This is a genomic window from Pigmentiphaga kullae (assembly GCF_004216695.1).
Classification (GTDB): Bacteria; Pseudomonadota; Gammaproteobacteria; order Burkholderiales; family Burkholderiaceae_B; genus Pigmentiphaga; species Pigmentiphaga kullae.
Genome location: NZ_SGXC01000001.1, coordinates 2,055,609 through 2,067,208 on the forward strand (window position 1 = coordinate 2,055,609; position 11,600 = coordinate 2,067,208).

An 11,600-nucleotide genomic window follows, 5' to 3' on the forward strand; every position below is an offset into this window, starting at 1 on the left:
AATACAGCGATGCAGAAGTGATCGAGCAAGGTCGGGTGAGTAGGCATGGGCGATGGGTACTCTGGAAGTGCTTCGCCTAGCCAGGGCTCGATGGCTGCCGTTGGAACAAGAAGCGCGTTCGGCGGGCGTCTTGCAAGATGGAATGAAACTTGGCATGTCGTAGCAAGAAGCGGCTGCTAAAGCGGCCACGCCAGCCCTTGGGCCTGCGGAGGAGCCAAGGGCTGGGCGCTGGATTTCATGCACACGCTCTGCATTGCGGACTGCGGTTGGGTAGCGCGGCCAAAGGCATTGTCGTGAGATACATCCAACCGGGAAAACAAACCACAACGCCTTCATCAAGCGGTTCACTTAAACCTATCGGACCAAAGTGCTTGACGCCTATTTGTTGGCCAATCTGGAACAGGTTCAAGCCATCACCGATCAATGATTAGCCGCCGGCGACGAATATCGCCCACATGAGTTCAGAGCGGAGTCCCGCCGAAGCTGTACATGTCTCGGCGAACCAAAGCTTTGAATCTCTATCGGTTGTTGTCTACTTAACTGGAGTGCCACGGACGCTGACGGCTTTGCTCGCGATTTCTGCGGCTATTAGCGATGCACCCGCAAGCGATGGGTGATGATTGTCAAAGTAAAATGAAGTACCGTTCCTTGCGGCGAAACATCTCTCTTTAGTACACAGTAGCTTCGCTGGATCAATAACCTCGACCGAGGGTGGAAGCTGGCTTAACCGCTGCTTGACAAAATTACTTCTCTCGCTCCACCAGTTTATATTGACTCCGGGAATATCTCCCTCCGGTTGTTTGGAGTTAAAAATAAGAAAATCAATGGGCTTTGGAAGCTCCGGAGCCTGCAGAACCAGGAATACGCGCTTGTGTGCGTCGACGAAAGTTTTCAACGTGGCCACGTAGGAACGCCACCGTAGCTCTCTTTCGGATTCAGCAACCTTATTGGGCAAAAGCGGGTATGTTTGGGTGTGGTCCCCGAAAAGCTCGGAGTTGATCCGATAAGCAATAACAACGTTCTTGATCTGAGGGGTGTGAATAATATTCCTGATTGCCAGCTCGGTCCATTCGGAGCACGGGCCGTATCTTCCATCGAGTTGACGCCCATAGGTAGGAAAGCAACCGCTGAATGACAAATGGCGAAGTTTTTCGCCATGAGGCCGCAGCACTTTCGCCATTTCATAGGCCAGTTCGACGGCGTGGCTATCGCCGAATATGGCCCAGGAGAGTTGCCCGTCATAATACTCACATGCGTTCTCCGGCCTTAAATACTGCTTGCCGTCGGTATGGCAATGCTCTCGCTTGGGGCTGAACTTGGCAGTGGAAAGAACAGAGAGCTGCTCCGGCGTTGCTCTGGCTTTGACGAAGCCGTTTGAAAAAAAGCCCGCGACCCCGACGCTGAGGAAAAGGGTAAGACCAAAAATGGAGAACTTGAAAACATCGCCCTTTTTTATTCGTCCCTTGTCTCGAAATGGTTTTTCGACATATTTCCAGGAGAGAACGGAGAGAAACAACGCAAAAAGAATTAGATAAAGGAAGTCGATGGTGTGTGTATTTCCGAAGTGCCATACTCTGAAAAGTGAAAAAAGGGGCTGATGCCAGAGATATAAGCTATAGCTGATTAGGCCTATGAATACCACGGGCCGAAAAGAAAGCAGCCTTCCGACTGTGGTTTGACTATCCGAGAAAAAAATTATGCACGCGGCGCCCACGGTGGGAATGAGTGCATAAACTCCAGGAAATGGGGTGGAATGATTCAGGCGAAAAATGGCGTAAAGGACGAGAAGAAGTCCAATGACTCCACCTCCCTCCCGCATCCATCGAGGAAGAGCCATTTCTTTCGTCAAAATCAAAGATACTATTGACCCAACCAGAAGTTCCCAGGCGCGAGTAGGCAATAAGTAAAACGCTGCATCGGGTGTTGTCGGAATCATCACTTCAGCAAGAAGAAGGCTGAAGGCTAGAAATACAACGAAAAGGATAAGAAGTTTGCGCTTCGTCAGTTTCGACGTGATGATCAGCAGAAGTGGAAAGAGAAGGTAGAAATGTTCTTCTACGGCCAGACTCCATGTGTGCAATAATGGCTTAAGTTCCGAAGCTGTCTCAAAATACCCACTGGTTAGCCAGAACAGAATGTTCGTTGAGAATAAAGACGTTGCTACTAGGCCCTTCGAAAAATCCCTCATGTCCCGCGGCGGCAAAATGAACCAAGCCGCAATGACGCTGAGCACAAGGACAATGAAAAGCGCGGGAAGAATCCTTCTGGCTCGGCGTTCATAAAAGGTAAGCAGGTTGAAGGTGCCGCCTCTAATTTCCTGCAGGATGATAGTGGTGATTAAATAGCCACTAATCACAAAAAAAATATCAACGCCGGTAAACCCTCCGCTGAAAGAGGGAATGCCGGCATGAAAAAATAAGACAGGAAGAACTGCCAGAGCACGAAGGCCGTCAATTTCAGGGCGGTAGCGCACAAAAAAACTCCATCTTGGGGTGTGGCAGTGTTAACTGCCACAAAGATCTTAAGCCGGCTACTTCGCAGGGGAAAGGGTGACGGTATCTCCTGGCAGAGTGCGTTTCTTTCGACGAACACTCGAAGGGAGCTGAACCGTAGAGAGTGCCAGCAGCAACCAGAAAACCGTGAATCGGCTACCGTTGTGCGTCAGGCCGTAAAGCATAGGAGGGACAACAATAGTGAGCAAACCCGTAAATCCATAGTTGTTCCAAGTTTTCTTGAACCAGAAAATCAAAAAAACTATAAATAAAATTCCACCAATCAATCCGTAGTTTGCAAAAAAACTACCGATCGTGCTATGAAGCTCATGGCCAAGGATCTTGCTTACGCCCTCGGAGCCATGTCCGAAGAGAAGTTGGATGGCATCCACGTCAAGCAGAATTCCATATCCTCGCCCTTCCAAGGAGTCATCACTTTGGCTCCCTATGCTGGAGAGTCGGTGGGTAAATTTGTAGTCGTCCAGTTGTCCGGACGTAAAAAGAAAGAAGGAAGCCAGCACTAGAATCGCGCTTAGAAGAAGTCCCAAGAGTATGCCCGCTTTGGATTTGCTCATCCTATAAACAATACTCAAAACTCCGAAAGCACAAGCCACCATCGCTGCTTTCGAGAGAGAGGCAATGGCAAGAAAAACAGCTGTTACTATGAAAGCGAGAAGAATCAGGCGCGAAATCGATCCTCTAAGATACAAGGCTGCAGCCAGAGAAAAAAGGCAGACGGAAAAATACCCGAGCTGATTCGGGTTGTTGAAAGTTCCAATAGATCGCCCGCCTTCGAAGTCGATGGTGGATCCGTAACCCATGAAGAATACTCCGCCAACGGCTATGAGAGCGGCTGCTGCAAGTCCAACCACGCAAAATATCAAATTCTTCGTATCAGATAACCATTGTCGCATCGCTATATATATAAAGCAGGAAAATGCGATATAGAATGCAGGCAAAGTGTTTCGCAACGAGCTCCCCTGAAGAGCGAAAGCACTTTCTCGCAGAGCCACAAAGAAGAAAAGGATTAGAAGAATCAAACCCCCGGCGTCCAGTCTAAGTCCTCTGGACAAGAAGAGGCAAACAGCGCCAGCGAATATGATGAAGTGCGAGGGTTGTACGCCACCGGATCCCCACAGATAAAGAGGGAGCATTATGAGGCCAAGCGTCATCCAGAAAGAGAGGATTCGTCGTAGATTCAACATTGTGTGAGTGGCCTAATCTCCAGACTTTGCCATTAGATTTTGCATGATCTGGAGAACTTGTTTGGCTTGAGAGGGCCTCGAAAATTGAGAGATTACATCCTTTCGAGGAGAGTGCCACTTAAGGGGCTCTCTCTTCATCATCGAGAGGAGGAAGGACTTAACCTTCTGCACATCATTCTCGGCAATCAAGCCGGTAGCTGTGCTGCTCAAAACGCGTCCGATAGCAGAGCCAGGCGGGCTGCCCAAACTTAGGATCGGCTTGCCCATTGCCAAGTACTCAAATAGTTTACCCGTTAAAACTCCGCGCGCCTCGGGGGCTGCACTCTCTATCAATAGGAGGGCCGAAGCTCGTGATTGTGCTTTTAGGGCATCAGGCCTTTGTACCCGACCCATGAGGTTGACGAACGGATGGACGCCGAAGCGATTAATCAACTCATCAAGCCATGAATCGGGTGGGCCATAGAAATCGACGTGAATGTCTCCGGGACTTATCGCACCCTCCTGGTGCAGTTCTGATAGGGCCTGGAACAGAGGGCTCGGGTCGCGGTGCTGTCGATACAGCATGCCCGTGTAGACAAGCCTAGGGGGATCTTCGTGGGTCGGTGCGTCGGGATAGCCAAGATAGTCTTCGGGATCGAAGCCATTTGGAATCACATGGACATGGGAGCACACTAGTGTCTCTAATTGTGCAGCAAGCTCGTCGGATACCGTGATAAAGGCATCTGCTTCTTTCATCGCTCGTCGTTCGATGGCCGCTTCTCTTTTTTGAGCGGTAGGCCCGTAAGAGGCGAGGTGGTTTTGACTCCACAAGTCTCTATAGTCAGCGATCCATTTTAAATGAGGATGTCTGGCTCTTACATGGGAAGCGATGAGATGAGTGGATCTGGGGCCATGAGTGCTGACAATGACGTCGAGGTTCGCGGCAACGCAATCTACTTTTTGACAAGCTGGTGCAATCCAGTAATCTCTGGGATCAAGTACGAGGCCAAGTCTGATCTTCAACCAAGAGTTGAGAGCCCGCCCCAATTTCATGAGTTTTTTTGATTTGCCAAGCACTGAGCCGGTGGGCGGTTTGGTGGATTCAATTTGAAAAACCGTTATTCTAGAGGAAATGGGTAAATGCAGATCTAAAGGCGCGTCAAAAGCTTGTTTTGTTGGAGTGAATACGAAGACTTCTACTCCGTTCTCTTCCGCCCAGTACTTGGCCCAACTGTAAGCGCGAAAAGTACCTATGGCATTGCGTGGCGGCCAGTTGTATGTAATAAGGCCGACTCTCAGGCTCATAGCAGCGCCTCAACAATCTTGGAGGCGGCGTGCCCATCACCATATAGGCCAAATGGATAGATCTCCGGGCTCGGCGATTTTAGGGCAGCTTCAATTCTGTCAGGAGCAGTGCCAACCAGGATGTTGACTCCTGCAGTAACCAGCTCCGTCCACTCCGTTTCGTCTCTTATCGTGATGCACAGTTTGTTGTGGAAATAGGCTTCCTTCTGAACGCCTCCCGAGTCAGTGACGATGGAGGCACAATTCTTCTCCAACCAAGCCATCTCCAGATATCCGACAGGGGGAACGAGCCTGACAGTGGAGGGTAGATTCAAATTAGCTTTCGCCAACACCTGTTTCGTTCGTGGATGGAGCGGCAGGATGATGGGCAAAGGGCTCCGCGCTAATCCTTCGAGGATCGACACCAATCTGCCGATATCGTCGGTGTTTTCAGCTCGATGGATGGTGCAAAGCACGTACTTTTGGGGGGTAAGTGTCATCTGGCGAAACCAGGGGGGCTCCACCGCCTTGGGGGCATAAAATAACGTCGCATCGAGCATGACGTCACCAACCCTCCGTATTGATTGTGGAGGCCTGCCTTCATTCTCCAAGTTTTGCACGGCAGTGTCTGTAGGCGCGAAAAGCAACGTCGAAGCATGATCGGTCAGAATGCGGTTAATTTCTTCGGGCATCTTCCGGTTGAACGAACGGAGGCCTGCTTCAACATGCGCTACGGGTATGTTCAACTTGGCCGAAGCAAGGGCACCTGCCAATGTGGAGTTCGTGTCGCCGTAAACGAGTACCCAGTCGGGAGCCTCCTTTAGCAGGACACCTTCGATTTTCTCCAATTGCCGTCCAGTCATTTCTCCGTGTTTTCCACCTCCAATCGCAAGATTGTAGTGCGGCTTCGGGATGTGCATTTGTTCAAAAAAAATCTCGGACATCTCGGCATCGTAATGTTGGCCGGTATGGACAATGATTTCGGTGATCCCAGGCCGATCGGCGATTTCTCGAGAAACAACCGCCGCTTTGATGAATTGCGGCCGGGCACCAACGACTGTGAGTATTTTCATGATATTCGATTTGCTTTGCTTCGGACGGCTGTTAGAGATATCGTATGGACGAATTTCTAACTAGTTTTCCAATATTTTACAATACAAATCTCGTTCGCCTTCTGTGGAAAACAACGAGTTATGCCAAAGTAAAGTGAAAGTACCCTGTACAGCTCGACATGCATCTTTCAGTGCAGAAAACTTCCGCAGCGCAACGTTTCCTGTACCCAGATTCGCGTAACGCTTTGCTATGACGGTGCATTCCATTGCTACCAATGGGCGTATGCGGAGACCGAGTTGGATCTGATCGACTGGGTCAAATGCTGGATATTCGTGGCATGTTCCGCAACGAAAGCCGGGAAGGTCCGCATAACTGAACGTGCTGTCGTAATCCATTCCGGCATCGGCCCAGGCGCGAAGTGTATATGGATGGGACCAACGCAAAAAATGCATCCGCCCCCCCCACTTTTCTTGGTAAACGGCCTCCTGGTCGCAGACGCTCCACAAGGCTTTTGCTTCCTGGGCGAGGAGTTGAGAGTTTAGGTACGTTTTATAGCTAGGGTGAAGACCAATTTCATGGCCACGCTCGTAGATCCTGCGTATAAGAGATCTTAAGGCTGGATCCGTGATGTTGTAATCAGCATCGAAGTGCTTGTCCGTTCTACCGCAAATGAAATAGAATGCACTTTTCAACCCGTGGGCGTCGGAGACATCCATAATCCATTCAAACGTGTTCATTGGATCCGCACGGTGAAGTGATGTTCTGGAGGCAAACTTGATAAGTGGCGCAGTCAGTGCGCTACGGAAATCTCTTCTTTTTATGATGTCACCCGCTAATACTCGCAGAAAGCCAGCTACATCGGTGAAGGCATATTTACTGGGGCAATCCACATCGTGCGACACTCGGACGGAAAACCGATGAGTTTTCAGTTCAAGTGCAGGCCAAACACGGTGAATGACTTGGCGGAGTATATCAAGCCATTCATCCACGATGGGACGTTCCAGATAGGAGTGCTTGAACGCATGGGAGGCCTTCGCAGGAAAGCGCGAATGATTATCCAAATCCTTTGCATTCACTTCCTCGACGCGGGAGAGCATCCAATAGGTTAGCCCGGGAATATCGTAGTTGACGACATAATGATCCCCTTGGTCTTCCATGATTGGCTTTGCAAGCGGAGTGGGTGACGGGGTAGGGATGGGAAGACCAAGGGGAGAGGAGAAGGATTCGGCTTCCGCACTCCAGACCATGCAGCCGAATTGCGAATCAAATGAGCGAAACTCTGGAACACACTGAGGGAAGATGATGTATCTTTCCGAGCCAGATAAATGTATGCGAATGGTCTCGCCATTCTGTTCCAAAGAAAAACGATGTCCATATCGCTCGAAAAGCAGGGTTTCGAGCCACAAAATAGCAGCTTTGGTAAACTGGTTAAGTCTCATAGGTGACGAATGCTCAAAGACGAAGCTCCATTGCCAGCTATTTCCTCAGATGGCTAGCGCCCTTCCAAAAAGAATGGCGTTACATACCAAAGAGAATCATCTGTTATTCCCATTTTTTTGCCGCGATCTGTAACCTTGCGAGGCATTTTGGGTTGCTCACGTTCCTGACCAATGAGCGAAGCGCCTCTCATCAGCCAGGTGTCGGCGAAATACCGCGCACCCGAAAAGAAAGACTCGCAGTCAGTGGTGGTCGTCGTCCGTAAATACGTTACCCCCAGTTTGACTCGGCACCAGGATAGTACTTGATTAGCGATCTGGATGGTTTTCGCCGGTGTCGTTCCGTAAATATCGTCGACAAATAACCCCCTTCCCTTCCTATGGGAAAGTACACAAACGAAAATATCCGATTCGTGGCCTATCTTTAACATCCAATGCTTTTTATATGGATTATTCCAAAACCTCCACTCGAGATCTCGCCTGGTTCGGGAAGGTGTAACTCCGTAGTTAGCAGAAGCAGAGGCCCACAGGTTGTCGAGGTCAAACTCTGACTGTTGGGGTAGGATTGTTTCAATCGTTAGACCCTGCCAGGATTCTTTGCCGGGAGTGTCCAAAACCGGACCTGGATCGATTGCCAATTTTGGGAGGATTTTCTCTGAAAAAAGGGACAGACTGATCGCTGGCTCGGAGCCGAAATAAACCGTCTGCCAGGCTTGCTCAAAGGTATATCCCAGGGCTTTCCGCAAGCGTAGAGCCGGGGCCGGCCCCGTGGTAGAAAACAGGATGTCGAACTTATCCTGATAATTCGAGAGAAAATCCTTCTCGAGTCTTGGATATAAAATCTTGTCGCGGTACTCCGGCAGCACCATGGTGTTTTCCGTCTTTCCGCCTCTTATCGGCGTGCCACGGAAACAAAAATTCTCCGCCATAACTCCATGGTGGCCAATCAGCTTTGGCTCACTGCCCGGAAGCTCCGCTTCTATTAGCCAGATTTCAGATTCACCCGCCGGCGATTCCAGCCATTGCCATGAGAACTCAGGCAGGCTTCTTTGTATGCCGCTTATTGAAAAGTAAAGAGCGTTTATACGCTCGGCATCGCCGTTCTGGTAGCGCCGGTGGGTGAACTTCATGATGATTAGTTGGAGTCTTTCAGGAAAAAAGATTGAATGGAATTGAGCGTCCTCAACTCATCAACCTCTTCATCAGAGATTTCTCTTCCGAGTTTCTCTTGCAGCTGAAGCACGATATCAAAGAAATCCAAGCTGTCTACCCCGTACTCCCTGAGCTTGGTGTTGGGGTCGATCTTTGCCACGTCGACAGAGGAGGCAACGTTCTTTATTATTTCGCGAATTTCATCGTGACTGATTTGCATTTAAATTTCCTTTCGGTTAAGAATCATTGAGGCCCAGGACAGACCTACGCCGAAACCGGATATGAGTACTCTTTTGGTTTCGGCTCGAGATATTTGTTCTTCAAGTAATAGGGGAATTGAAGAAGAAACGGTGTTGCCTGTCGAATAAAGTTTGTTAATAAAACGATCTTTCACGGCTGGAAACCTGCGAGCGATGGCGTCCAGAATCCCAGCGCTACCCTGGTGAAGACAATAGCTGTCGATATCTGTTTCATTCAAGCCATTTTCTTGCAAAAGCGCTTGAATTTCTTTTGGTATCAAGAGCGCTGCAAAATTGAAGACTTGGCGGCCATTCATGAAAAATTGACCGTCTTTTACCATGATTTGCTCGGCATTTTTACCATCAGATCCCATGCGGGGATTCGATAGGGACCAGTGTCCCTGATTGCTCAAAAGTGTGGCCGTGGCAGCGTCGCCAAAAAGGAGGGTGGTAGCTTTATCTTGCGGGTTGATTATCTTGGAATAGGGGTCCGCGGTAACGAGAATGCCGTTATCAAGATTGCTGGCCTGCATCAAGCTCCTCAGAATATGCAGTCCGTAAACATATCCCGAGCATCCCAGAGAGATATCGAAAACTGGTACGGACGTCGGAAGTCCGAGTTTTGCATGCACGAATGCGGAGGTGTGTGGCAGATGATAGCCGTCGCCATTTTGAGTTACCACCACCAAGGCTCCTACATTACCAGGGCTTAACTGCGTCTTCTCTAGTAGGATGGCCACCGCTTTGGTGGCCAGATCGGACGTTTCCTCATCTTCCGCTTTTCTAGGGAGCCAACGGGCTCCGATTTTATGCAGAACGGAATCCTCCGTTTCTCCAAAGGCCGCCGCTTGAAGGAGATTGTCAATACCCCCCCTAGGTATGTACGATGCAATAGCTTGCAGTCGAATAGTCATGGCGCCCCCACGATGAAGTGAATCTGAGCTACTCGAATATTGTCTATGACGACATCATTGACTGAAAAGCGACCAGGCAAAGCTTTGACCTGCCTGATCGTAAGATTTTCGCGTATGGCTGGCAGCTTTTGTTGTAGATCGATCTTGCCAAAAACCCATTTTCCCTGGGCTGGCTCGTTCAATCTGTAGCTAAGTACTTTCGTAAGTGCTATAACGGCTTCGATGCTTGTGTAGGGGAGAGGCGCCAGCAACATTGCGGAGCGATCTTCGTATGTTGCCGGAGCGACCATAGACTCTTCATCATAAGGTCGACGCTCAAGCAGCTTAGTCGATTTTTCACACAGATAAAAGAGTCTGGTTTCGCCATCTGGTAGCGTTAGGGAGCCTTCGCCAATTTTCTCCTCGGGCGACGGGATATCCCCAATGAGAAGATCACATTGATTATAAGCAAACCGGGTAAAGCTGAGTCGATTGATATAGGCCTTCTCAGATTTGAAGAAAGCTTGTATGACTGCTTCAGCGCTATTAAAGAGGTCTCCGCCTTGTATGTAGTGGCGATTGCCCTTGAATGTTAGATCAAGTGGGATTTTCATATTTTTTCCGCTCTCCGGTTGTAGGTGAACATAATGGCTAGCAGAACCATGTAGTGGGCTGTCAGGGCGGCCGTGTTAATATGAAGATATTGAGAGAATGACCAATTCAATATGTGGGCTGTGTAAACTAGTCCGACGCTCAGGAGCACTAGGATCAGTTGCCAGTAGAAACCGATGTGATTTTTTTCGAAAACGACGTTCATCACAGTAAGACTCGAGACGACGAAGCGGATAAAAAGAAGAGGGCTCATGATTGCGGCATAGGTCCCGGCAATCCGCCACTGTTCACCGAAGACTAAGCTGAATAAGGGTTCCGAGAGAAAGAAAGCCGCTATGAAAATAGGCGCACCAATGAGCGTAAGTCGTTTGACGGTTTTGTTGAATGCAGTCCTCGCATATCCCGTTTTTTGCTTCTCCAGCGTGGCTTCTCGTAAAAAAACCTGCCCAAAAGCAGAAGAAATCAATGTGGCTGGTGTTCCCAGTATGCGCATTGCCATGTTGTAGAAGCCCAAGGTGCTAAGACCAAAGACCATGGGCATAAGGAAGTTAATCGCATTGGTTGCTGAGGTATTAAAAAAGCCGGACCACATGCTATATTTCGGAAAGCTTTGGTAACGTCTTCCTAAAGAGACCGCCCTAGCGCAGGTGATGGCCCCAAAGTCGAAATGTTTTTTTGCATTGCGGTAGAGTTTGAGGTTTGACGTAAGCTGTCCGATCATGCCGCCGGTGATCAGTCCCGCACTTCCTCTAGTCACGAGGCCGAGGCCTAACTGCGTGGCTGTGGAGAAAAGGGATTTGTATAGATTGGCAGCGGCGATGTCTTTGAATTTTCCGATGCGATTGTTTGTGTAGTTAAGCACGTTGAAAATTCCGGTTAGAAGTACTGAAACCGGAATCAAATATAACCAGGGGGCAATGGATTCCGCCTGTAGTAAAACGGCTAGCCACTTGCCAAAAAAAACCACGATGACGAGGAACAAAGCGGAAACAATTACGGCGAGAGCCGCACCAAGAGCCGCTATGTTGATGGCGTCTTCATCCGATTCAGGAAGACCAATGGCTAATTCGTACCTGCCATTGGCAACCGATGCTGCCACGGCAGCGATAGCCAGAAACAGCGCGGCAAGTCCAAAGTCATCCGGCGTATAAAGTCGGGTGAGAATTGGGGATGCGGCTATTGGCAGAGCCTGAGCTATTGCTGAGCCGGACATCAACGTAAGCACATTCCGACGGTAGCTGCTCTCCTTCATTGG

10 protein-coding genes are annotated in these 11,600 nt (G+C 49.5%); all 10 read right to left on the minus strand.

Features of this window, described 5'->3' with window-relative positions:
* Positions 1 to 532: 532 nt before the first annotated feature.
* Positions 533 to 2,473 carry an acyltransferase family protein gene (locus EV675_RS10030; RefSeq protein WP_130357105.1) on the minus strand — a complete coding sequence of 647 codons (1,941 nt, stop codon included), beginning with the start codon at positions 2,471 to 2,473 and terminating at the stop codon, positions 533 to 535.
* A 57-nt stretch (positions 2,474 to 2,530) separates the two neighbouring features.
* Positions 2,531 to 3,463, minus strand: a complete 933-nt coding sequence (locus EV675_RS10035) for an O-antigen ligase family protein (protein WP_165404520.1) — start codon at positions 3,461 to 3,463, stop codon at positions 2,531 to 2,533.
* A gap of 246 nt (positions 3,464 to 3,709) precedes the next feature.
* Positions 3,710 to 4,981, minus strand: a complete 1,272-nt coding sequence (locus EV675_RS10040) for a glycosyltransferase (protein WP_130357107.1) — start codon at positions 4,979 to 4,981, stop codon at positions 3,710 to 3,712.
* Entirely contained in the window at positions 4,978 to 6,033 is a 1,056-nt protein-coding gene (wecB, locus tag EV675_RS10045; protein ID WP_130357108.1) for a non-hydrolyzing UDP-N-acetylglucosamine 2-epimerase, read from the minus strand. Before wecB ends, EV675_RS10040 begins: the two co-directional genes overlap by 4 nt.
* A gap of 60 nt (positions 6,034 to 6,093) precedes the next feature.
* Entirely contained in the window at positions 6,094 to 7,452 is a 1,359-nt protein-coding gene (locus EV675_RS10050; RefSeq protein WP_130357109.1) for a polysaccharide deacetylase family protein, read from the minus strand.
* A 53-nt stretch (positions 7,453 to 7,505) separates the two neighbouring features.
* Entirely contained in the window at positions 7,506 to 8,579 is a 1,074-nt protein-coding gene (locus EV675_RS10055; protein WP_130357110.1) for a hypothetical protein, read from the minus strand.
* Positions 8,580 to 8,584: 5 nt separating this feature from the next.
* Complete coding sequence (locus EV675_RS10060; protein WP_130357111.1) at positions 8,585 to 8,821, minus strand: acyl carrier protein; 237 nt, start codon at positions 8,819 to 8,821, stop codon at positions 8,585 to 8,587.
* Complete coding sequence (locus EV675_RS10065; RefSeq protein WP_130357112.1) at positions 8,822 to 9,754, minus strand: ketoacyl-ACP synthase III; 933 nt, start codon at positions 9,752 to 9,754, stop codon at positions 8,822 to 8,824.
* Entirely contained in the window at positions 9,751 to 10,347 is a 597-nt protein-coding gene (locus EV675_RS10070) for a hypothetical protein (RefSeq protein ID WP_130357113.1), read from the minus strand. The genes EV675_RS10065 and EV675_RS10070 overlap by 4 nt, the downstream gene beginning before the upstream one ends.
* Entirely contained in the window at positions 10,344 to 11,597 is a 1,254-nt protein-coding gene (locus EV675_RS10075) for a lipopolysaccharide biosynthesis protein (RefSeq protein ID WP_130357114.1), read from the minus strand. The genes EV675_RS10070 and EV675_RS10075 overlap by 4 nt, the downstream gene beginning before the upstream one ends.
* Between the last annotated feature and the right edge of the window lie 3 nt (positions 11,598 to 11,600).

Excerpts from the sequence above, each read along its gene's own strand:
- EV675_RS10060 (WP_130357111.1), bottom strand. The coding sequence starts at position 8,821 with ATGCAAATCAGTCACGATGAAATTCGCGAAATAATAAAGAACGTTGCC.
- EV675_RS10040 (WP_130357107.1), bottom strand. The coding sequence starts at position 4,981 with ATGAGCCTGAGAGTCGGCCTTATTACATACAACTGGCCGCCACGCAAT.
- EV675_RS10075 (WP_130357114.1), bottom strand. The coding sequence starts at position 11,597 with ATGAAGGAGAGCAGCTACCGTCGGAATGTGCTTACGTTGATGTCCGGC.
- EV675_RS10065 (WP_130357112.1), bottom strand. The coding sequence starts at position 9,754 with ATGACTATTCGACTGCAAGCTATTGCATCGTACATACCTAGGGGGGGT.
- EV675_RS10050 (WP_130357109.1), bottom strand. The coding sequence starts at position 7,452 with ATGAGACTTAACCAGTTTACCAAAGCTGCTATTTTGTGGCTCGAAACC.
- EV675_RS10070 (WP_130357113.1), bottom strand. The coding sequence starts at position 10,347 with ATGAAAATCCCACTTGATCTAACATTCAAGGGCAATCGCCACTACATA.
- EV675_RS10055 (WP_130357110.1), bottom strand. The coding sequence starts at position 8,579 with ATGAAGTTCACCCACCGGCGCTACCAGAACGGCGATGCCGAGCGTATA.
- wecB (WP_130357108.1), bottom strand. The coding sequence starts at position 6,033 with ATGAAAATACTCACAGTCGTTGGTGCCCGGCCGCAATTCATCAAAGCG.